Annotated in this window: 23 protein-coding genes and 1 pseudogene; 12 read left to right on the forward strand and 12 right to left on the reverse strand. The window is 69.1% G+C overall.

The annotated features are described in order from the left end of the window. Positions 1-146: 146 nt before the first annotated feature. The 4 genes from Q5694_RS08160 to Q5694_RS08175 all read right to left on the reverse strand — a co-directional run bounded on the left by Q5694_RS08160 (position 147) and on the right by Q5694_RS08175 (position 2,416). Positions 147-581, reverse strand: a complete 435-nt coding sequence (locus Q5694_RS08160) for an SsgA family sporulation/cell division regulator (RefSeq protein WP_031115219.1) — start codon at positions 579-581, stop codon at positions 147-149. A 99-nt stretch (positions 582-680) separates the two neighbouring features. Continuing rightward, positions 681-1,394 carry an IclR family transcriptional regulator gene (locus Q5694_RS08165; protein WP_443040843.1) on the reverse strand — a complete coding sequence of 238 codons (714 nt, stop codon included), beginning with the start codon at positions 1,392-1,394 and terminating at the stop codon, positions 681-683. Between the two features lie 328 nt (positions 1,395-1,722). Then, entirely contained in the window at positions 1,723-1,935 is a 213-nt protein-coding gene (locus tag Q5694_RS08170; RefSeq protein WP_333931721.1) for a DUF5326 family protein, read from the reverse strand. Positions 1,936-2,098: 163 nt separating this feature from the next. After that, positions 2,099-2,416: a cupin domain-containing protein gene (locus tag Q5694_RS08175; protein WP_333931723.1), complete on the reverse strand. Its 318-nt coding sequence runs from the start codon at positions 2,414-2,416 to the stop codon at positions 2,099-2,101. 60 nt (positions 2,417-2,476) lie between these two features. Here Q5694_RS08175 and Q5694_RS08180 point away from each other — a divergent pair, with 60 nt between their 5' ends. The 6 genes and pseudogenes from Q5694_RS08180 to Q5694_RS08205 all read left to right on the forward strand — a co-directional run bounded on the left by Q5694_RS08180 (position 2,477) and on the right by Q5694_RS08205 (position 6,818). Continuing rightward, positions 2,477-2,854 carry a phage holin family protein gene (locus Q5694_RS08180; RefSeq protein ID WP_333931724.1) on the forward strand — a complete coding sequence of 126 codons (378 nt, stop codon included), beginning with the start codon at positions 2,477-2,479 and terminating at the stop codon, positions 2,852-2,854. A gap of 5 nt (positions 2,855-2,859) precedes the next feature. Further along, positions 2,860-3,351, forward strand: coding sequence for a low molecular weight protein-tyrosine-phosphatase (locus Q5694_RS08185; RefSeq protein ID WP_333931726.1), 492 nt, complete (start codon positions 2,860-2,862; stop codon positions 3,349-3,351). Beyond that, positions 3,348-4,496, forward strand: a complete 1,149-nt coding sequence (locus tag Q5694_RS08190; RefSeq protein WP_333931728.1) for a cystathionine gamma-lyase — start codon at positions 3,348-3,350, stop codon at positions 4,494-4,496. Before Q5694_RS08185 ends, Q5694_RS08190 begins: the two co-directional genes overlap by 4 nt. Positions 4,497-4,556: 60 nt before the next feature. Continuing rightward, positions 4,557-5,182 (forward strand): annotated as a pseudogene (locus Q5694_RS08195) (substrate-binding domain-containing protein); the annotation flags it as partial. 88 nt (positions 5,183-5,270) lie between these two features. Next, a complete protein-coding gene (locus Q5694_RS08200; RefSeq protein ID WP_333931729.1) occupies positions 5,271-5,753 on the forward strand; it encodes an NUDIX hydrolase in 483 nt (160 codons plus the stop codon). A gap of 198 nt (positions 5,754-5,951) precedes the next feature. Further along, positions 5,952-6,818: a GNAT family N-acetyltransferase gene (locus Q5694_RS08205; RefSeq protein WP_333932308.1), complete on the forward strand. Its 867-nt coding sequence runs from the start codon at positions 5,952-5,954 to the stop codon at positions 6,816-6,818. Between the two features lie 68 nt (positions 6,819-6,886). On the opposite strand, the gene Q5694_RS08210 is transcribed toward Q5694_RS08205, so the two are convergent. Next, positions 6,887-7,309 carry a GlcG/HbpS family heme-binding protein gene (locus Q5694_RS08210; protein WP_333931730.1) on the reverse strand — a complete coding sequence of 141 codons (423 nt, stop codon included), beginning with the start codon at positions 7,307-7,309 and terminating at the stop codon, positions 6,887-6,889. Between the two features lie 67 nt (positions 7,310-7,376). Next, positions 7,377-8,585: an MFS transporter gene (locus Q5694_RS08215; protein WP_333931732.1), complete on the reverse strand. Its 1,209-nt coding sequence runs from the start codon at positions 8,583-8,585 to the stop codon at positions 7,377-7,379. A 141-nt stretch (positions 8,586-8,726) separates the two neighbouring features. Here Q5694_RS08215 and Q5694_RS08220 point away from each other — a divergent pair, with 141 nt between their 5' ends. Continuing rightward, a complete protein-coding gene (locus Q5694_RS08220; protein WP_333931733.1) occupies positions 8,727-9,191 on the forward strand; it encodes a MarR family winged helix-turn-helix transcriptional regulator in 465 nt (154 codons plus the stop codon). A gap of 42 nt (positions 9,192-9,233) precedes the next feature. Continuing rightward, positions 9,234-9,686, forward strand: a complete 453-nt coding sequence (locus Q5694_RS08225; RefSeq protein ID WP_333931734.1) for a GNAT family N-acetyltransferase — start codon at positions 9,234-9,236, stop codon at positions 9,684-9,686. Between the two features lie 60 nt (positions 9,687-9,746). On the opposite strand, the gene Q5694_RS08230 is transcribed toward Q5694_RS08225, so the two are convergent. Together Q5694_RS08230 and dnaB are read right to left on the reverse strand one after the other, a co-directional pair. Then, the gene (locus tag Q5694_RS08230) at positions 9,747-11,135 is read right to left on the reverse strand and encodes a serine hydrolase domain-containing protein (protein WP_333931736.1); all 1,389 of its coding nucleotides are present in this window, start codon (positions 11,133-11,135) and stop codon (positions 9,747-9,749) included. A 104-nt stretch (positions 11,136-11,239) separates the two neighbouring features. Continuing rightward, positions 11,240-12,718, reverse strand: coding sequence for a replicative DNA helicase (gene dnaB, locus Q5694_RS08235; RefSeq protein ID WP_333931737.1), 1,479 nt, complete (start codon positions 12,716-12,718; stop codon positions 11,240-11,242). A gap of 460 nt (positions 12,719-13,178) precedes the next feature. Here dnaB and Q5694_RS08240 point away from each other — a divergent pair, with 460 nt between their 5' ends. Then, complete coding sequence (locus Q5694_RS08240) at positions 13,179-14,516, forward strand: MATE family efflux transporter (protein WP_333931738.1); 1,338 nt, start codon at positions 13,179-13,181, stop codon at positions 14,514-14,516. 153 nt (positions 14,517-14,669) lie between these two features. Here the strand turns inward: Q5694_RS08240 and rplI are convergent, their stop codons facing one another. The 4 genes from rplI to rpsF form a co-directional block, all read right to left on the reverse strand. Continuing rightward, the gene (gene rplI / locus Q5694_RS08245; RefSeq protein ID WP_030237457.1) at positions 14,670-15,116 is read right to left on the reverse strand and encodes a 50S ribosomal protein L9; all 447 of its coding nucleotides are present in this window, start codon (positions 15,114-15,116) and stop codon (positions 14,670-14,672) included. Positions 15,117-15,134: 18 nt separating this feature from the next. Beyond that, complete coding sequence (rpsR, locus tag Q5694_RS08250) at positions 15,135-15,371, reverse strand: 30S ribosomal protein S18 (RefSeq protein WP_003949403.1); 237 nt, start codon at positions 15,369-15,371, stop codon at positions 15,135-15,137. A gap of 45 nt (positions 15,372-15,416) precedes the next feature. Beyond that, on the reverse strand, positions 15,417-16,007 hold the full coding sequence (locus tag Q5694_RS08255) for a single-stranded DNA-binding protein (protein ID WP_333931783.1): 591 nt from the start codon (positions 16,005-16,007) through the stop codon (positions 15,417-15,419). 71 nt (positions 16,008-16,078) lie between these two features. After that, positions 16,079-16,369 (reverse strand): 30S ribosomal protein S6, encoded by a 291-nt coding sequence (gene rpsF / locus Q5694_RS08260; protein ID WP_003991486.1) that lies wholly within the window; start codon positions 16,367-16,369, stop codon positions 16,079-16,081. Positions 16,370-16,633: 264 nt separating this feature from the next. On the opposite strand from rpsF, the gene Q5694_RS08265 reads away from it, so the two are divergent. The 3 genes from Q5694_RS08265 to Q5694_RS08275 all read left to right on the forward strand — a co-directional run bounded on the left by Q5694_RS08265 (position 16,634) and on the right by Q5694_RS08275 (position 19,369). After that, positions 16,634-16,939 (forward strand): hypothetical protein, encoded by a 306-nt coding sequence (locus Q5694_RS08265; RefSeq protein WP_333931784.1) that lies wholly within the window; start codon positions 16,634-16,636, stop codon positions 16,937-16,939. Positions 16,940-17,102: 163 nt separating this feature from the next. After that, positions 17,103-18,224 carry a peptidoglycan bridge formation glycyltransferase FemX gene (gene femX, locus Q5694_RS08270; protein WP_333931786.1) on the forward strand — a complete coding sequence of 374 codons (1,122 nt, stop codon included), beginning with the start codon at positions 17,103-17,105 and terminating at the stop codon, positions 18,222-18,224. Positions 18,225-18,337: 113 nt separating this feature from the next. Continuing rightward, entirely contained in the window at positions 18,338-19,369 is a 1,032-nt protein-coding gene (locus tag Q5694_RS08275) for an alanine racemase (protein ID WP_333931787.1), read from the forward strand. Position 19,370 lies beyond the last annotated feature (1 nt).

A 19,370-nucleotide genomic window follows, 5' to 3' on the forward strand; every position in this document is an offset into this window, starting at 1 on the left:
CCGAGTGCGCCCTCCTTGCGGGGGCCTCACCGGCGGCGGCACCCCTTCGCCCCCTCCCGTGACCACGGACACCTCGAAAAAGCGTTCCCGTACTGCCCGGCGAACCCCGGTGAAGCGTTACTCCACCGTTCCGCGCGGACGGTCGGTCAACCGGCGCCCTGTTCGGCGAGGATGCGGTCCAGCGCCTCGTCGAGATGGGCGTCGAAGTCCGCGAGCGAGCCCTCCTGCCCCAACGGCACCAGCTTGTCGGTGCGGTCGAGGAAGGCCACCAGCGGGGCCGTCGAGGAGCGGAACAGCGCCTGGTCGCTGCCCACCTGAAGACGGATCAGCACCTCGCCCAGCGCGTCGGGTTCGACGGGTGTGACCCGCACGTCGCCCTCCCCGCAGGGCCGGCCGACCCCGTCGATCAGCAGCTCCCGCCCGAAAGCCCAGGTGACCGGGGCATCGCCCGGCAAATGGAACGTCAGCCGGACGGCATAGGGATCACTGGTCTCATAGCGCAATTCCACCGGAATGCGGAACGAGAGCTCCTCGGACACGAGAAAGCTCATCATGACCTCTGCCTGTACGGACTCGCGCATCGATAACCCCGTCATTCGCCGTCGACTGGCCGGGTACGAACCTCTGACACTGGGAGGAATCTTGCTGAACGTACACAGCAGATCACAAGGAGTGAGTTTTCACATACTGATAGAGAGCGCCAGCGAGCCGAGCATCCGGCCGATCTCGGTCTGCAGTTGCCGGGCCGCGGGCAGCAGGCGGTGCTCCTGGTGGGCCGGCAGCGAGATGGCGACGGTCGCGGCCGTATCGCCCAGGGTGAGGGGGATCGCCGCGCACACCGCGCCGAGGGCGTACTCCTGGCGTTCGGTCACCGGTTCCATCCGCCGGATCCGCTCCAGCCGCCTCAGCAGGCTGTGGCTGTCGCGCACCGTGTACGGCGTGAGCGCCTGCACGGGATAGCGGTCGAGGTGGTCACGGCGGGCCTCCTCGTCGAGCTGGGACAGCAGGCACTGCCCGATGGCGTGCGCGTGGCCCGTCTCGCGGAAGCCGGCCCACTCCTCCACCGCCGGGGTGCCGGGGGAGTCCGAGACGCACATGACCTCGATCTCGCCCTCGCGGTAGACCGCGTAGTACACGGGCACGCCGAGGGTGTCCCGCCAGTGCGCGAGCGCGTCCACCACCGTGCTGCGACGTTTCTGCCGCGCCCCGCTGCTGCTCAGCCGCTCGGCTGCCTCACCGAGGAAGAACAGTCCTTTGTCCCGGTGCAGGTATCCCTCGTGCACCAGGGTCCGCAGCAGGTGGTACGTCGTGGGCAGGGCGAGCCCGGTCTCGCGGGCCAGCTGCTTGGCCGGGGCGCCGTACTCGTGCCGTGCGACGGTCTCCAGCAGGCGCATCGCGCGCTGCACGGACCCGATGAGCGTCCCCGGCGTGGCGGCGGGCGGCAGCGGCGGGACGGACGCCGCCGAGCGTGGTTGCGCGGGGACCGCGTGCAGGTGGACGGTTGCGGTGTCGGCGGGGACCAAGGGTCACTCCCGGAGCGCGAGGGGGAGACCGTGCGGGATACACGGGTGGGGGCCGCTCGCGGGGTTGTCCCCGCGTCGAGTTCCGGACTCTATTCGCCCGTCACCGCGCGCAGACTGCCCAGCCGGGAAACTTCCCCCGCCCGAGGGAACCGGTGGTTCCAGCCGTTTCCTCCTACCCCCCACGGGTGTCCCACCGGTCTCACCAGTCGCTGCGTGAGGACGAACTCGAGGTGAACTTCCGTACGACGTAGATCAGTCCGCCGACCAGGGCGACGAAGACCAGCAGCTTGAAGAGCAGTCCGATGACGAAGCCGACCACGCTGGCGATCAGTCCGCCGAACACGACCAGGGCGATGACCGGCACCGCGACCCACTTCACCCACCACGGCAGTCCCGCGAAGATCTCTCGCATCGCCCTCGTCCTTGCCTCTCCGCCCGTTCGAGTGCCGGGTCCTGTCGGTTGTGCGGATCTTTGCTGTCCTGCACTCGATGCTAGGTCCGCCAGGGGCCCGGCGGGGGCCTGGCACCCCTCGTCTGCCCCTGACCGAACCCCTAGGGAACCCCGAGGCGCCGTGTCAGCTCTCGGGCGGGGAGAAGACCACCAGAACCCTCAGGTCCTCGGTGATGTGGTGGAACTTGTGGGCCACGCCCGCCGGTACGTAGACGACGCTGCCGCGCGCCACCTGGGTCGTCTCCAGGCCGACGGTGATCGAGGCGCGGCCGCTCACGATGAAGTAGACCTCGTCCTGGTTGTGCGGTTTCTGCGGGTCCTGCTCCCCCGCGTCGAGTGCGTACAGGCCGACCGACATGTTCTGTTCCCGAAGGAACTGCAGGTAGGCGCCCTCGTTGGCGGCCCGCTCCGCCTCCAGTTCGTCCAGCCGGAATGCCTTCATCGCCTTGTCCGCCCCTGCCTCTTGTGCCCATGTCCGATCACGTCTGCCACGATCAGACACATGAAGAATTTCCTAGTCAAGACGATCGCCAACGCGGGCGCCCTGGCCGTCGCGGTGTGGCTGCTCGACAAGATCACCCTGACCGGTGACAGCACGGCCAAGGAGATCGGCACGCTGATCGTCGTGGCGCTGCTCTTCGGCCTGGTGAACTTCCTGGTCAAGCCGGTCGTGAAGCTGTTGAGCCTACCCCTGCTGATCCTGACGCTGGGCCTGTTCACGCTGGTCGTCAACGCGCTGATGCTGCTGCTGACCTCGTGGCTGGCCGGCGTGTTGGACCTCAGCTTCCACGTGGAGGGCTTCTGGACCGCCGTCCTGGGCGGCCTGATCATCTCGGTCGTCTCCTGGGCGCTGAACGTCGTCCTGCCGGACGGGGACTGAGCGGCATGACGTACCGCGTCTGCTTCGTCTGCACGGGCAACATCTGCCGCTCCCCGATGGCCGAGATCGTCTTCCGCGCGCGGGTGGCGGACGCCGGGCTGGACGGCGAGGTGGTGGTCGACAGCGCCGGCACGGGCGGCTGGCACGAGGGCGAGGCCGCCGACCCGCGCACCGCGGTCGTCCTGGCGGAGAACGGTTACGCCACCGGCCACACGGCCCGGCAGTTCCGGCCGTCGTGGTTCTCCCGCCTCGACCTGGTGATCGCGCTGGACTCCGGCCACCTGGCGGCGCTGCGCCGCCTGGCACCGACGGAACAGGACGCGCGGAAGGTGCGGCTGCTGCGCTCGTACGACCCCGCCGCCGGCGACGACCTCGACGTTCCCGATCCTTACTACGGGGGTGCGGACGGCTTCGAGGAGTGCCTTGAGATGGTGGAGGCGGCGAGCGACGGTCTGCTCGCCGCAGTGCGCGAGGACATGGAGGGAAGAGCGGCATGAACGAATCCGCTGCGGGTCACACGGGTGCCGGGGACGGCACGCGTGCGGTACGGGCCGGGCTGCCCGAGCCGGTGAAGCACGAGCCCACCCTGCCCGGCCCCGTCTTCGCCGCCCACTTCCACCTGCCGGGCGACCCCACCGGCCCCTACACCTACGGCCGCGACGAGAACCCGACCTGGACGCTGCTGGAGCGCGCCATCGGTGAGCTGGAGGCGCCCGGGGCCGCCGGTGCCGAGACACTCGTCTTCGCCTCGGGTATGGCCGCGATCTCGGCTGTGCTCTTCTCCCAGCTGCGCACCGGCGACGTGTGCGTCCTGCCCGACGACGGATACCAGGCCCTGCCCCTGGTGCGCGCCCAGCTGGAGGCGTACGGCATCGAGGTGCGTACCGCCCCGACCGGCGGTGACGCCCAGCTCGGCGTGCTCGACGGCGCAAAGCTGCTGTGGATCGAGACTCCTTCGAACCCCGGGCTCGACGTGTGTGACGTCAGGCGGCTCGCCGAGGCGGCACACGCGCGTGGTGCGCTCGTGGCCGTCGACAACACCCTGGCGACCCCGCTCGGCCAGCGCCCGCTGGAGCTGGGCGCCGACTTCGCGGTGGCCAGCGGCACCAAGCAGCTCACCGGACACGGTGACGTCCTGCTGGGGTACGTCGTCGGCCGCGACCCCGAGGCCATGTCCGCGGTACGCCGGTGGCGCAAGATCGTCGGTGCGATCCCCGGCCCGATGGAGGCCTGGCTCGCTCATCGGTCGATCTCGACCCTGCAGATGCGTGTCGACCGGCAGTGCGCGACGGCCCTGACGGTCGCGGAAGCGCTCCGTGACCGCCCCGAGGTGACCGGGCTGCGCTACCCCGGCCTGCCCGACGACCCCTCGCACAGGATCGCCGCGCAGCAGATGCGGCGCTTCGGCTCCGTGGTGTCCTTCACCCTGCCCTCGCGCGAGCGGGCCGACCGCTTTCTCGAGGCACTGCGGATCGTGGACGACGCGACGAGCTTCGGCGGGGTGCGCTCCTCGGCGGAGCGGCGCGGGCGCTGGGGCGGGGACGCGGTGCCGGAAGGCTTCATCCGTCTGTCGGTGGGTGCCGAGGACCCGGAGGATCTGGTGGCGGACCTGTTGCGCGCTCTGGACGTGTCGGCGTCCTGAGGCCACCCCGGACGGTCCGAGCCTCCTCCCTCGTGGCTCGGTTGCGCGCCTCGCAGATTTCTCGCGGGCCCTCCGGAGTTCACCGGCGCGGATGCTGCCCGCCCTCACGGAACTGACCGGGGACGACGACGGACGCAGCTTTGCCCCGCGCGTCTCCTTCGGGAACACCGAAGAGGTCCTGAAAGGGCTGCCGCCGGGCATCACGATCTGGCCGTCGGCACCGCCCCGACCCCGTAACGTCCTGCTCACGGGCACTGCTCTGCGCGACGAGAGCATGTCCTGGTCGCCGCCCCCGCTGGGCGGGCCGGCTGGGTACCGGATGGCCGGGCGCCAAACCGGAGCAGGCACTGAAGCGGGTGCCCGTGCTGGACGTGCACGGGTCCCTGCCCCTTGTCTCGCGCTACCGGGTGTCCGTCTTCGACGCGCGCCCGGCGGCCCCGGGCACGGTGATCGTGCCCGGCCTGCGCTCGGTGCTGGCGTGCACCGTGGCAGGCGCGGGGCTGGCGGTGCTGCCCCGGTACCTGAGCACGAGCGCCTTGGAACGCGGAGAGGTGGTGGCCCTGCATGAGCCCGCCATACCTCCACTGCGGACGTACTTCCTGGTGGTGCGCACCGGAACCCTGGCGATGCCGCATGTGGCGCGGGCGCACGAAGGGTTGCAGAAGGAGGCGGACGACTGGTGCTGAGGCGCGCGGGACACCGCCTCACTCTGGAAGCCCACGTGGTCGCATCACACGATGTTTCACGTGGAACCAGCCGGGCCACATTTTCCCCATGACCGTCCGACCCGTGGTCAAGCGCACCGCCCGCGCCGTTCTGCTGGACGGTGACGACCTCATTCTGATCAAGCGCACCAAGCCGGGTGTGGATCCGTACTGGGTCACGCCCGGCGGCGGGGTCGAACCCGACGATCCGACCGTCGTCGACGCACTGCACCGAGAGGTGTACGAGGAGCTCGGCGCAAAGATCACCGACGTGGTGCCCTGCTTCGTCGACACCGTTGAGCACATCGGTGACGATGGCGGCGCCACAGGGGTGAAGGTGCAGCACTTCTTCGTCTGCCACCTTGAGTCCATGGACGCCTCGCTCCGCCACGGGCCCGAGGTGGACGATCCCATCGGTGAGTACGAAATCGTGCGCGTGCCCTTCACCCGCGTCGGCATCGCCTCGGTCCACCTTGTGCCGCTCTCACTGCGGCATTACCTGGACGGAAACATCGAGGGCGTGCGCGCCATGCACGCGCCCGACCTGGGCTGAACCGGTGGTCAGTACCCGGCCATGGCCGGATCTTCGACATTCGACAGGGGCGCGTTGCGGCGATGCTCACCGGTGTTTCACGTGAAACAACCGGCATCTGACCGTGGGCTGTGCGAGCGGCTACAACTGGCCAAAAGCTCGTACCTCTCCACCGAAACAGGTGGACGCAAGGGGTCTGTGTCGGACAGCCTGACCTGCGTGCCGACTCCTTCCCTTGCCACTCTGCCTGTTCGCCGTCTGACGCTCCGCGATCTCAACGCCTGCGCCGACTTGTCCGAAGACCGGGGGTGGCCACGGGAGGAGCACAAGTGGCAGTTCCTTCTCACAGCCGGTAAGGCCTACGGTATCGACGACCCCGACGGCGGTCTGGTCAGCGCCTGCGTCGTCACCGAGTACGGACCGCACGACCGGCCCTCCCTTGCCGCCATCGGCATGGTTCTCGTGGCCGGACGGCACGCTCGTCAGGGTGTGGGCCGCCGGCTGATGCAGCATGTCGTGTCCGCGCTGGGCACCACGCCCCTCACCCTGCACGCCACTCCGTACGGCCGCCCGCTCTACGAGGAACTCGGCTTCAAGGTCACCGGACGGGCCGAGATGGTGAGCGGGCACTTCGTGCCCGGCGGACCCGATCCCGAGGTCGCCACTCGTGCGGCCACCGCCGAGGACCTGACGGCGATTCTCCGGCTCGACGAGCAGGTCTTCGGGGCGGACCGTACGCATATCATCACGCGGCTGCCCGCCTTCGCCGACCAGTTGCGCGTCGCCGAAGAGGGCGGCCGGATCATCGGTTACGCGGCCGCTTGGCCGAACATGGCCACCCAGGTCGTCGGCCCTCTCATCGCCCGGGACACCTCGGTGGCCCAGGCCCTCATCGCCTCCCTCGCAGCCCACACCGATCGCCCTCTGCGCACCGACATCGACGTGCGACACGAAGACCTCCTGGCCTGGGTGAAGGAGCGCGGCTTGGACTCCGTCGCCTTCAACTCGGTCATGACCTACGGGATCACGGAGCTGCCCGGGGACTGGAGTCGGCGGTTCGCCCCGGTCACGGTAGCGGCGGGCTGACGTTCCGGCACGACGAACGCCGGCTCCCCCACGATGAGGGAGCCGGCGTTCTCGCTGCGGGAGCGGAATCAGACAAGGGACTCCAGGGCCGCCGTGGCGAAGGCGTGGTCCTGCTCCGGTGCGCCGCCACCCACGCCGATCGCACCGATCAGGCGGCCGTCGCGGTGCACGGGCACGCCTCCCGCGATGAACAGCAGCGGCCGGTCGAGCGCCGTCGGCAGCGTGTGGAAGAGGCCGCCGGGCTGTACGGCGTCCACGAGGTCGGCGGTGGGCGCGTTGAGCTGGAGGGCCGTGTAGGCCTTGCGGGTGCTGGTCTCGCCGGAGATCAGCACGGCCCGGTCGTCACGCCGGAAGGCGAGCAGGTGCCCGCCCGCGTCGAGGACGGTGACGCTGACGGTGACGCCTGCGGCCTCCGCGGCACGGGCGGCAGCGGTGACGAGGGTGTCGGCGTCCTGCGTGGTCAGCGGGGTGACAGAGGTGGTGGTGCTCATGAGGGGTTCTCCTGATTGTTCATCGATGGGCGGGGAGGGGACGAGTCGGGCCCGGGTGACCGGGTGTTCACTGGTGGACGGTGACCCGCTGCCCGGCCGGGGCGGAGCCGGTGACGACCGCGGAGGACGTGGTGCCGCGGCGCTCCAGGGCTGCCGAGAGGACGGCGAGGACCAGGGCAGCCGCGGCGAGGACGGCGCCGACCCAGTTGGGAGCGGTGTAGCCGAGACCCGCGGCGATCACGATGCCGCCGAGCCAGGCGGACAGGGCGTTGCCGAGGTTGAAGGCGCCGATGTTCACCGCTGAGGCCAGCGTCGGGGCTCCGTGCGCCTGGTCGAGGACCCGCTTCTGCAGCGGCGGCACGGTGGCGAAGCCCAAGGCTCCGATCAGCGCGATGGTGACGGCGGAAAGCACCTTGTCGTGGGCGGTGAGCGTGAACAGCGCCAGGACGACGGCCAGAGCGCCCAGGGACACGTACAGCATGGGCATCAGGGCGCGGTCCGCGAACTTGCCGCCGACGAGGTTGCCACCGACCATGCCGAGGCCGAAGAGGACGAGCAGCCAGGTGACGGAGCCGTCGGCGAAGCCGGCGACGTGGGTCATCATCGGTGCGATGTAGGTGATGGCCGCGAAGACGCCGCCGAAGCCGAGGACGGTCATGGCCATCGCGAGCAGCACCTGCACGTTCTTGAAGGCGGCCAGTTCGTGCCGCAGGCGCACGCCCTCGGGCTTGGGCATGTCGGGGACCAGCCGGGCGATGCCGGCCAGGCCGACGACGCCGAGAGCGGCGACGATGCCGAAGGTGACCCGCCAGCCGATGGACTGTCCGACCAGCGTGCCCAACGGGACGCCGACCACGTTGGCGACGGTCAGGCCGGTGAACATCATCGCGATGGCCCCGGCCTTCTTGTCGGGGGCGACGAGATCGGCCGCGACGACCGAGCCGATGCCGAAGAAGGCCCCGTGTGCGAGCGAGGCGACGATACGGCCGATCAGCATGACGGAGAAGGCCGGGGCGAAGGCCGAGAGCAGGTTGCCGGCGATGAACAGGCCCATCAGCAGCATCAGCATCCGCTTGCGGGAGATCTTGGTCCCGAGCACGGTCATCAGCGGGGCGCCGAACATCACACCGAGGGCGTATCCGGTCACCAGGTAGCCGGCGGTGGGGATGGAGACCCCGTAGTCGGCAGCGACCTCGGGCAGCAAGCCCATGATCACGAACTCCGTCGTTCCGATCCCGAAGGCCCCGATCGCGAGGGCCAGAAGCGCGAGAGGCATGGAGGGGTTACCTTCCCAGAAGATTGCAGGAGCGCTTTGCGTGCGTCCACAATAGTTGCACACGCGGGCTATACGCAACCGCCGTCTATTGCGGCGTTGCCCTATCCTGGAAGACAGCTGCTCGGGACGGAGGAAACGCCAATGACAGCGACGGACCCCGCGCTCACCGCCCTCGCCCAGGGCTGGTGCGCCCTCTCCCTGCTCCACGGGAGGATCGAGGCCCACATCGAGCGCGCCCTGCAGGCCCAGCACGACCTGAGTGCGCGCGAATACTCCCTGCTGGACGTGCTCAGCCGACAGCACGACGGCGAGGGAGGCCATCTGCAGATGAAGCAGGTCGCCGATGCGGTCGTCCTCAGCCAGAGCGCCACCACTCGCCTGGTCACCCGGCTCGAGGACCGCGGACTCCTGGAGCGTTACCTCTGCCCCACCGATCGCCGGGGCATCTACACCAACGTCACCGAGGCGGGCCTGGCACTGCTGAAGGCAGCACGACCCACCAATGACGCCGCTCTGCGCGAGGCGCTCGACGAGGCGGCGAAGAACCCCGAGCTGGCTCCCCTGGTCCGGGTCGTCGAGACGCTGAAGGCCCCGGTACCGGCCTGAAAACAGGGACCGGACAGCCGGACTCCTGCGTAGGGTGCCGCTATGGGAGATCTTGAGATACGTCCTGCAGTCGCCGACGACGTCCCGGCGATCGTCGCGATGCTCGCGGACGACCCCCTGGGCGCCCGCCGCGAATCGCCGGACGACCTGGCGCCGTACCTGACGGCACTGGAGCGCCTCCGTGCCGATCCGCATCAACACGTGGTCGTGGCGGTCCGGGAGAACAGGGTCGTCGGCACGCTCCAGCTGACGATCGTTCCCGGACTGTCGCGGCGCGGAGCAACCAGGTCGATCATCGAAGGAGTGCGCATCCACGCCGACGAGCGCGGCAGCGGCCTCGGTACACAGCTCATCGAATGGGCGATCGACGCCTCCCGCGAGCAGGGCTGCCAGTTGGTCCAACTGACCTCCGACAAGACCCGTCTCGACGCCCACCGCTTCTACGAGCGGCTCGGCTTCGAGGCCTCTCACACGGGCTTCAAGCTCCCGCTCTGACCGAACAGGCTGAGGGGGCCGCGTTTCACGTGAAACGCGGCCCCCTCAGCCTGATGCCCTCTACTCGATCCCGCGCCATCCTTCGGGGTCGACCCCGCCCGGCACCTCGGCCCCCTCCTCATAGGGCTGGCGCGTGAACACGAACGACCCGAGGTCCACATGGTCGACGCGCCCGTCGTCCTTTCGGACGACCTTCAGCAGTTCGCCGGCGTAGTAGCCCTCCAGACCGGTCCACGAGCCGTCGCCGTTCGGCCGGAAGCGCGAACGGCGGCCGTTGCCGGACAACGGCTCCAGCGAGGCCAGCCCGTCGGACGTGAAGCGCAGGGCGAAGGCGTACGTCCCCCAGTACCACTGACCTGCCAGCTCGAGCACCACCGATGGATCGGCCTGGCGCAGCGGCGTCCACGGGGCCGGGATGCGCGGCTCGGCATCGGCCACGATGCGGACCAGATCGGCGGCGACCGTGGACACCAGAGGGCCGGAGGTGCAGTTGGCCAGGACGACCGCCGCGGCATCGTCCTCCACGCTGATGGTCACGGTGGCCAGGAAACCCGGCAGGGAGCCGGTGTGTCCGACGAGAAGCCGCCCGTGACGTCGCTGGACCTGCATGCCGAGGCCGTAGGCGTCACCGGACATCACGTCCGCCGCCTCCGCGGGAGCTGCAGGCGTCCGCATCTCCCGCAGGGTCTCGGTGCTCAGTACTCGCTCGTCGCCCCGCACCAGGAAGGAGGCGAACCGGGCCAGGTCCCCCGTCGTCGACCAGAGCTGCCCTGCGGGTGCCATCCGCCCGAGGTCCTCCACCGGCTCGGGCAGTAGTACGTCCGCCCAGGGGTGGACGGCCCATCCGCTCGCGTGGGGAGCCTCCGGCCGCACGCCGGTTCGGTTCAATCCCAGCGGTTCGAGCACTTCGCGCCGTAGTGCCTGCTCCCAGGACGTTCCCCGCACCTCTTCCACGAGCGCGCCCAGGAGCGTGTAACCGGGGTTGGAGTAGTGGTGCCGTCGGCCGACGGGATGCAGCAGGGGCTGCTCGCCGAGGACGTCGGAGAGCTCGGGCCGCAGGGACCCCGGTGTGCGTTCCCACCACGGCGCGGGGGACTCGGCCGCCAGCCCGCCGGTGTGCGCCAGCAGTTGGGCGATCGTCGCCTCTCCGGCTCCGGTGCCCGGCAGGTACTTCTCCAGGGGATCATCGAGCCCGAACAGCCCTTCGTCCCGCAGGCGCATCACGAGAACGGCGGTGAAGGTCTTGGTGATCGAGCCGACGCGGTACTGCGTGTTCGCGTCGGGTGCGCGCCCCTCACCCGAGGTCCGGCTCCCGTGCCACACCGCCCGCCCGTCGCGCACGACGGCCGCGACCAGCGAGGGCGCCCGCCCCTCGGCCTGGGCCACGGCGATCCGGTGCAGCAACGCACGCCGCGTCGCGGGCAGCAGCTCTCCCTGAGGTGTCGTCATGCCACCAGTCCACCCGCCCCCGACCCATGAGTCGACTTCATTTCACCACCGGCGCAGCGGTTCTCTCGATGGGTTCGGCGGAGCAAGCGGGGCGCTTCGGACGATCAGGTCTGTGCCATGTCCACAAAGCGGGAGTAGTGGCCCTGGAAGGCGACCGTGATCGTCGCCGTCGGGCCGTTTCGGTGCTTGGCCACGATCAGGTCGGCCTCACCGGCACGCGGGGACTCCTTCTCGTAGGCGTCCTCGCGGTGCAACAGGATGACCATGTCGGCGTCCTGCTCGATGGAGCCGGACTCACGCAGGTCGGAGACCATCGGTTTCTTGTCCGTGCGCTGCTCGGGACCACGGTTCAGCTGGGACAGCGCGATGACCGGGATCTCCAGCTCCTTGGCGAGCAGCTTGAGGTTACGGGACATGTCCGAGACCTCCTGCTGGCGGCTCTCGGCCCGCTTGGAGCCGCCGGACTGCATCAGCTGGAGGTAGTCGATGACGACCAGCCGCAGGTCGTTGCGCTGCTTGAGGCGCCGGCACTTGGCGCGGATCTCCATCATCGACAGGTTCGGGGAGTCGTCGATGTAGAGCGGCGCGGCCGAGACGTCCGGCATCCGCCGGGCCAGGCGCGTCCAGTCCTCGTCCGTCATCGTGCCGGACCGCATGTGGTGCAGGGCCACCCGGGCCTCCGCGGACAGCAGGCGCATCGCGATCTCGTTGCGCCCCATCTCGAGGGAGAAGATCACGCTCGGCAGGTTGTTCTTGATCGAGGCCGCCCGGGCGAAGTCGAGTGCGAGGGTCGACTTACCCATGGCGGGACGCGCGGCGATGACGATCATCTGACCGGGATGCAGGCCGTTGGTGAGCGAGTCGAAGTCGGTGAAGCCGGTGGGGACACCGGTCATCTCGCCGCTGCGTGAGCCGATCGCCTCGATCTCGTCGAGCGCGCCCTCCATGATGTCGCCGAGCGGGAGGTAGTCCTCGCTGGTGCGCTGCTCGGTGACCGCGTAGACCTCGGCCTGGGCGCGGTTGACGATCTCGTCGACGTCGTCGTCCGCCGCGTATCCCATCTGCGTGATGCGGGTGCCCGCCTCGACGAGACGGCGCAGCACCGCTCGCTCGTGGACGATCTCCGCGTAGTAGGCCGCGTTCGCCGCCGTGGGGACCGTCTGGACGAGGGTGTGCAGGTAGGATGCCCCGCCGACCTTGTTGATCTCGCCGCGCTTGGTGAGCTCGGCGGCGATCGTGATGGGGTCGGCCGGTTCGCCCTTGGCGTAGACGTCGAGGACGGCCTGGTAGATCGTCTCGTGGGCCGGCTTGTAGAAGTCGTGTCCCTTGAGGATCTCCACGACGTCGGCGATGGCGTCCTTGGAGAGCAGCATGCCGCCGAGGACGGACTGCTCCGCCTCGATGTCCTGGGGCGGGACCCGCTCGAACGACGGGGCCGAGCTGCCGTCCCACCCGCTGTCCCTGCCGCGCTCGTGCTGCTCGTCGCGGCCCCGGGCTCCGTCACCACGTCGGCGGGAGGCGGGCAGACGATCACTGGGGCCGCTGTCGGCCCACGGGTCGTCCAAGGGCTCGGAAATGCTCACCGAGCCACCTCCTCCCGTCCGCCGCAGCAGACCTCGCCGTGCCCCATCTTTCTACGGCACGGCACTGACAAATGAGAGGCCCAACTCCGGTTGACGAAGGCCGGTTTTGTGGCGTTTTGAAATCCGGCGGACGGAGCGGGCGCCGGACCACCGTAGGCCCGTCGGCACCGTCAGCCAATCTGGTTATCCACAGGCCATGTGGACGACGGCCCAGATGCTGTGGAGAACTCTGCGAAACCTGTGCACGACCCGGTGGACAGCCCTGTGAACAAGCTCTGCCCCACCCCACCCGCACCTCCTTGACCTGCACCTTTGCCGTCCACCGGTTGTGCAGAAGAAAAAGTTTCCCCAGCGGAGCAAGATCGCTTGGAATGAGGCACAGCAGTCCGCACGCCGGGACTAATAGTAAGGGTCCCGGAGCCTTTGCATCTCTTACCTGTGGACGATTAGATTGGTGCACATGACACAGGCCCCCGTGCGCCCCCGAAGCGGCCGGAGACAGCACGACCGAGAGATCGTCGCGCTGGCTGTGCCGGCGTTCGGTGCACTCGTCGCCGAGCCCCTTTTCCTCATGGCCGACACCGCCATCGTGGGCCATCTGGGCACTGCGCAACTCGCCGGACTCGGCGTCGCCTCGGCCCTGCTGATGACCGCGGTCAGCGTCTTCGTCTTCCTCGCTTACGCAACCACGGCTGCGGTGGCCCGACGCGTGGGCGCCGGCGACCTCCAAGCCGCCATCCGGCAGGGCATGGACGGCATCTGGCTGGCCCTGCTCCTCGGCGCGGCCGTCATCGCCGCTGCTCTGCCCACCGCACCCCACCTTGTGGACCTCTTCGGCGCGTCCGACGCGGCCGCTCCGTACGCGACGACCTATCTGCGCATCTCCGTCCTCGGTATCCCCGCCATGCTCGTCGTCCTGGCCGCGACCGGAGTCCTGCGCGGTTTGCAGGACACCAAGACACCTCTCTACGTCGCCGTCGCCGGATTCGTCGCCAATGGAGCCCTCAATGTTGGTCTCGTCTACGGCGCCGACCTGGGCATCGCCGGTTCCGCGTGGGGAACGGTCATCGCCCAGTGCGGCATGGCCGGGGTCTACCTCGTGGTCGTACTCCGGGGAGCACGCAGACACGGCGCCTCACTTCGCCCGGACGCGGCCGGTATCAGGGCGTCGGCCCAAGCCGGCGTTCCCCTGCTGGTGCGCACCCTCTCCCTGCGAGCGATCCTGATGATCGCCACGGCGGTCGCCGCGCGGCTCGGAGACGCCGACATCGCCGCCCACCAGATCATCCTCTCCCTGTGGAGTCTGCTGGCCTTCGCCTTGGACGCCATCGCCATCGCGGGGCAGGCCATCATCGGACGCTACCTGGGAGCCGGTGACGCTCAGGGCGCCCGCGATGTGTGCCGCCGCATGGTGGAGTGGGGCATCGCCGTCGGAGTCGTCCTCGGGGTGCTGGTGGTCGTCGCCCGGCCGGCCTTCCTTCCTCTGTTCACCAGTGATCCGGCGGTCAAGGACGTAGCACTGCCCGCCCTGATCATCGTCGGTCTCTCGCAGCCGATCTCGGGGATCGTCTTCGTCCTGGACGGGGTCCTCATGGGCGCCGGTGACGGCCCGTACCTGGCGTGGGCCATGCTCATCACGCTGGCGATCTTCACACCGGCCGCCCTGCTCGTGCCGGTGCTCGGCGGCGGGCTCACCGCCCTCTGGGCCACGATGACGCTGATGATGACCGTCCGGATGCTGACCTTGTGGCTGCGGAGCCGCTCGGGCCGCTGGATCGTGACCGGCGCGACGCGCTGACGCTCTCGCAGGCGCAGAAGGCGTTTCACGTGAAACGTGAACCGGTCCGCCGAGGGCACGTTTCACGTGAAACGAACCCTCAGCACGCACGACGAGGGGGCCGCACCCAGAAGGATGCGACCCCCTCGCTCACTTCGTCAGTGAGGGCGACACTCAGGCCGCGACGACCTCGATGCTGACCTTGGCGTCAACCTCGGGGTGCAGACGCACGGACGTCTCGTGGGCGCCCAGCGTCTTGATCGGCGAGCCGAGCTCGATGCGACGCTTGTCGACCTCGGGGCCACCGGAAGCCTTGATCGCCGAAGCGATGTCGGCCGGGGTGACGGAGCCGAAGAGACGACCGGCGTCGCCGGAGCGGACGGCCAGGCGGACCTTGACACCCTCGAGCTGGGCCTTCACAGCGTTGGCCTGCTCGATGGTCTGGATCTCGTGGATCTTGCGAGCACGACGGATCTGCTCGACGTCCTTCTCGCCACCCTTGGTCCAGCGGATCGCGAACTTCCGCGGGATCAGGTAGTTGCGAGCGTAACCGTCCTTGACGTCGACGACATCGCCGGCGGCACCGAGGCCGGAGACCTCGTGGGTGAGGATGATCTTCATGTGTCGGTCACCCTTCCCTTATCGCGCGGTGGACGTGTAGGGCAGCAGCGCCATCTCACGGCTGTTCTTCACGGCCGTGGCGACGTCACGCTGGTGCTGCGTGCAGTTGCCGGTCACGCGGCGGGCACGGATCTTGCCGCGGTCGGAAATGAACTTCCGCAGCATGTTCGTGTCCTTGTAGTCCACGTACGTGACCTTGTCCTTGCAGAAAGCGCAGACCTTCTTCTTCGGCTTGCGCACAGGCGGCTTCGCCATGGTGATTCTCCTGTGTGATCAAGAAGTGTGGGTACGAACCGACCCTTAGAAGGGGGGCTCGTCCGAGTAGCCGCCGCCACCGCCGCCGCCGGAGTTGCCACCCCAGCCGCCGCCACCGCCCTGGTTGCCACCGGCGGGAGCGCCGGTGGCCCACGGGTCGTCGGCGGGAGCGCCGCCGCCCTGCTGACCGCCGCCGGGGCCGCCGCCCCAGCCGCCGCCACCCTGGCCGCCGCCACCGCCGTAGCCACCCTGACCACCCTGGCCACTGCGGCCGCTGGTCTTGGTGACCTTGGCCGTGGCGTTGCGCAGGCTGGCGCCGACTTCCTCGACGTCCAGCTCGTAGACCGTGCGCTTGACGCCCTCACGGTCCTCGTAGGACCGCTGCTTCAGCCGGCCCTGCACGATGACGCGCATGCCTCGCTGGAGCGACTCCGCGACGTTCTCCGCCGCCTGACGCCAGACAGAGCAGGTCAGGAACAGGCTCTCGCCGTCCTTCCACTCGTTCGTCTGGCGGTCGAAGGTGCGGGGAGTGGACGCGACACGGAACTTCGCGACGGCCGCACCGGAGGGGGTGAAGCGCAGCTCGGGGTCGTCGACAAGATTGCCGACCACCGTGATGACGGTCTCGCCTGCCATGGGGGAACCTCTCGGCGGGTTTGCTCTGGCTGCTTGCTACTCGAATCCCGGGATCAGCTGAGCGGGGGAGCTCAGTGGGTCTCGGGACGGAGGACCTTGGTCCGGAGGACCGACTCGTTCAGGTTCATCTGGCGGTCGAGCTCCTTGACGACCGCAGGCTCGGCCTGCAGGTCGATGACCGAGTAGATGCCCTCGGGCTTCTTCTTGATCTCGTACGCGAGACGACGACGACCCCAGGTGTCGACCTTCTCGACCTTTCCGCCGCCGTCACGGACGACAGAGAGGAAGTTCTCGATCAGCGGGGAGACAGCGCGCTCCTCGACGTCGGGGTCGAGGATGACCATCACCTCGTAGTGACGCATGTGGAACCCACCTCCTTTGGACTCAGCGGCCACGGTCGTTCCGTGGCAGGAGGGTTGTGATGCGTAGGCAACGGTATCGGCCACCACTGACAATCAGGGGTTCTGTGGAGAAGCCCTCGCCATGGCATGGGCAGACACCGGTGCGGACGGTACAGACTACCCGCCCGGTGGCTTCCGGTTGAAATCCGGCCGCCAGGGCGGCCAATCTGTACGCATCGGGTGTGTATGGCGCTACGATGCGCCGACTTTCGCAGGAGGTGCCCTATGGCACAGGCATTGCGACCCAACACCGGCGGCGGCCTCTTGGCCACGGACGGAAAGCCCCACCCCCTCCAGGACGCCCTCCTCGCGGTGACCCTGGTGCTGGGCCTCACCGCGTTCCTCACGGCGATCGTCGAGGACGACCTGCACGTTCTCAGCTCCTGGGCCGGCCTTCTGGGCATCCTCACGGGTGCGTACGGCCAGTGGATCTCGGAGACGACCCGGGAACGCTTCGGCCTGATCCTGGGTCTCGGCGCATCCGGTGTCGGGTTCTTCCTCGGCATGGCGCACGGCGGCCTCATCGGCTGACGCCGGACACCCCCTTCCGCACACCGGATCCCGCCCCGGCCGGCCTCACGCCGGGGCGGAGATTCGTACGCCCAGACGACGCGCTCCCACGGCGCAGTAGGCTTCGCGCGAGAGCCGGAGCCCCTGAACCCATGGGGACACACCAGCCCGAGGAGCGCCCCGAATGAGCCTGACCCTGAGGACCATCAGTCGAGAGCAGCATCTGGCGTACATCCAGAGCCTGCCGTCGGCGAGCCACATGCAGGTCCCGGCCTGGGCTGACGTCAAGGCCGAGTGGCGCTCGGAGAATCTCGGCTGGTTCGACGACCGCACCGGTGAGCTGGTCGGTGTGGGCCTGGTCCTCTACCGCCAGCTGCCGAAGATCAAGCGCTACCTCGCCTACCTGCCCGAGGGCCCGGTCATCAACTGGTTCGCGCCGAACCTGCAGGAATGGATCGAGCCGATGCTGGCGCACCTGAAGCAGCAGGGCGCCTTCTCGGTGAAGATGGGTCCGCCGGTGATCATCCGGCGCTGGGAGGCCGCGTCCATCAAGCAGGGCATCCAGAACCCCGACGTCAAGCGCCTGCGTGACATCGAGGCCGACCACATCGAGCCGCGCGCCTTCGAGGTGGCCGACAAGCTGCGCCGCATGGGCTGGCAGCAGGGCGAGGACGGCGGCGCCGGCTTCGGCGACGTCCAGCCGCGTTACGTCTACCAGGTGCCGCTGGCGAACCGGTCCCTGGAAGAGGTCCACAAGAACTTCAACCAGTTGTGGCGCCGCAACATCAAGAAGGCCGAGAAGGCCGGCGTCGAGGTCGTCCAGGGTGGCTACCAGGACCTCGAGGAATGGCAGCGCCTGTATGAGATCACGGCCGTGCGGGACCACTTCCGGCCGCGCCCGCTGTCGTACTTCCAGCGCATGTGGACGGCCCTCAACACCGAGGACCCCAATCGCATGCGGCTGTACTTCGCCCGGCACAACGGCGTGAACCTGTCGGCGGCGACCATGCTCATCGTCGGCGGCCACGTCTGGTACTCCTACGGCGCCTCCGACAACATCGGCCGCGAGGTCCGGCCCTCGAACGCCATGCAGTGGCGGATGCTGCGCGACGCCTACGCGCTCGGCGCCACCGTCTACGACCTGCGCGGCATCTCCGACTCCCTGGACGAGACCGACCACCTCTTCGGCCTGATCCAGTTCAAGGTGGGCACGGGCGGCCAGGCCGCCGAGTACCTCGGCGAATGGGACTTCCCGCTGAACAAGCTGCTGCACAAGGCGCTCGACATGTATATGTCCCGCCGGTGACCCCGTTCGGTGCTTCCCTACCCCTGACACACGGCGACCGCCGTCCCACGGCACCGCTGATCCACCGCAATCGCTGATTCACGGCAACCACGAGAAAGGTTCCAGGTCCGGCCATGGCGCTCACGCTCTACGTCGACACCGCGCGCTGGCGGGCGCACCACAAGCACGTGCAGGAGCAGTTCCCCGGCCTCGTGCCGGTCTGCAAGGGCAACGGCTACGGCTTCGGGCACGAGCGGCTGGCGGAGGAGGCCACCCGCCTCGGTTCGGACGTGCTGGCCGTCGGCACGACCTACGAGGCCGCACGGATCAAGGACTGGTTCGGCGGCGACCTGCTGGTGCTGACGCCGTACCGGCGCGGTGAGGAGCCGGTGCCGCTGCCGGACCGGGTGATCCGCTCCGTCTCCTCGATAGACGGTGTGTACGGCCTCGTCGGCGCCCGCGTGGTGATCGAGGTGATGTCCTCGATGAAGCGGCACGGCATCAGCGAACAGGACCTCGCCCAGCTGCACGCCGCCATCGAGAACGTCCGCCTGGAGGGCTTCGCCATCCATCTGCCGCTGGACCGCACGGACGGCTCGGACGCCGTCGAGGAGGTCATCGGCTGGATGGACCGGCTGCGGGCCGCACGGCTGCCGCTGCACACCATGTTCGTCAGCCACCTCAAGGCCGAGGACCTCGCCCGGCTGCAGCAGCAGTTCCCGCAGACCCGTTTCCGGGCCCGCATCGGCACGCGGCTGTGGCTGGGGGACCACGACGCCACCGAGTACCGCGGCGCGGTCCTGGACGTCACGCGCGTCGCCAAGGGCGACCGCTTCGGCTACCGGCAGCAGAAGGCGGCCTCCGACGGCTTCTTGGTGGTCGTGGCGGGCGGAACGTCGCACGGAGTGGGTCTGGAGGCCCCGAAGGCCCTGCACGGCGTCATGCCGCGCGCCAAGGGAGTGGCCCGGGCCGGCCTGGCGACGGTGAACCGGAACCTCTCCCCGTTCGTGTGGGGCGGCAAGCAGCGGTGGTTCGCCGAACCGCCGCACATGCAGGTGTCGATCCTCTTCGTGCCGGCGGACGCGCCGGAGCCGAAGGTCGGCGAGGAGCTGGTGGCCCACCTGCGGCACACCACCACCCAGTTCGACCGGCTCGTGGACCGCTGAC

Source organism: Streptomyces sp. AHA2, assembly GCF_036857595.1.
GTDB lineage: Bacteria > Actinomycetota > Actinomycetes > Streptomycetales > Streptomycetaceae > Streptomyces.

What these genes read in the sequence shown, in the direction of transcription:
- Q5694_RS08160 (WP_031115219.1), bottom strand. Translation starts at nt 581, where the DNA reads ATGCGCGAGTCCGTACAGGCAGAGGTCATGATGAGCTTTCTCGTGTCC.
- Q5694_RS08165 (WP_443040843.1), bottom strand. Translation starts at nt 1,394, where the DNA reads ATGCGCCTGCTGGAGACCGTCGCACGGCACGAGTACGGCGCCCCGGCC.
- Q5694_RS08170 (WP_333931721.1), bottom strand. Translation starts at nt 1,935, where the DNA reads ATGCGAGAGATCTTCGCGGGACTGCCGTGGTGGGTGAAGTGGGTCGCG.
- Q5694_RS08175 (WP_333931723.1), bottom strand. Translation starts at nt 2,416, where the DNA reads ATGAAGGCATTCCGGCTGGACGAACTGGAGGCGGAGCGGGCCGCCAAC.
- Q5694_RS08180 (WP_333931724.1), top strand. Translation starts at nt 2,477, where the DNA reads ATGAAGAATTTCCTAGTCAAGACGATCGCCAACGCGGGCGCCCTGGCC.
- Q5694_RS08185 (WP_333931726.1), top strand. Translation starts at nt 2,860, where the DNA reads ATGACGTACCGCGTCTGCTTCGTCTGCACGGGCAACATCTGCCGCTCC.
- Q5694_RS08190 (WP_333931728.1), top strand. Translation starts at nt 3,348, where the DNA reads ATGAACGAATCCGCTGCGGGTCACACGGGTGCCGGGGACGGCACGCGT.
- Q5694_RS08200 (WP_333931729.1), top strand. Translation starts at nt 5,271, where the DNA reads ATGACCGTCCGACCCGTGGTCAAGCGCACCGCCCGCGCCGTTCTGCTG.
- Q5694_RS08210 (WP_333931730.1), bottom strand. Translation starts at nt 7,309, where the DNA reads ATGAGCACCACCACCTCTGTCACCCCGCTGACCACGCAGGACGCCGAC.
- Q5694_RS08215 (WP_333931732.1), bottom strand. Translation starts at nt 8,585, where the DNA reads ATGCCTCTCGCGCTTCTGGCCCTCGCGATCGGGGCCTTCGGGATCGGA.
- Q5694_RS08220 (WP_333931733.1), top strand. Translation starts at nt 8,727, where the DNA reads ATGACAGCGACGGACCCCGCGCTCACCGCCCTCGCCCAGGGCTGGTGC.
- Q5694_RS08225 (WP_333931734.1), top strand. Translation starts at nt 9,234, where the DNA reads ATGGGAGATCTTGAGATACGTCCTGCAGTCGCCGACGACGTCCCGGCG.
- Q5694_RS08230 (WP_333931736.1), bottom strand. Translation starts at nt 11,135, where the DNA reads ATGACGACACCTCAGGGAGAGCTGCTGCCCGCGACGCGGCGTGCGTTG.
- Q5694_RS08240 (WP_333931738.1), top strand. Translation starts at nt 13,179, where the DNA reads ATGACACAGGCCCCCGTGCGCCCCCGAAGCGGCCGGAGACAGCACGAC.
- rplI (WP_030237457.1), bottom strand. Translation starts at nt 15,116, where the DNA reads ATGAAGATCATCCTCACCCACGAGGTCTCCGGCCTCGGTGCCGCCGGC.
- rpsR (WP_003949403.1), bottom strand. Translation starts at nt 15,371, where the DNA reads ATGGCGAAGCCGCCTGTGCGCAAGCCGAAGAAGAAGGTCTGCGCTTTC.
- Q5694_RS08255 (WP_333931783.1), bottom strand. Translation starts at nt 16,007, where the DNA reads ATGGCAGGCGAGACCGTCATCACGGTGGTCGGCAATCTTGTCGACGAC.
- rpsF (WP_003991486.1), bottom strand. Translation starts at nt 16,369, where the DNA reads ATGCGTCACTACGAGGTGATGGTCATCCTCGACCCCGACGTCGAGGAG.
- Q5694_RS08265 (WP_333931784.1), top strand. Translation starts at nt 16,634, where the DNA reads ATGGCACAGGCATTGCGACCCAACACCGGCGGCGGCCTCTTGGCCACG.
- femX (WP_333931786.1), top strand. Translation starts at nt 17,103, where the DNA reads ATGAGCCTGACCCTGAGGACCATCAGTCGAGAGCAGCATCTGGCGTAC.
- Q5694_RS08275 (WP_333931787.1), top strand. Translation starts at nt 18,338, where the DNA reads ATGGCGCTCACGCTCTACGTCGACACCGCGCGCTGGCGGGCGCACCAC.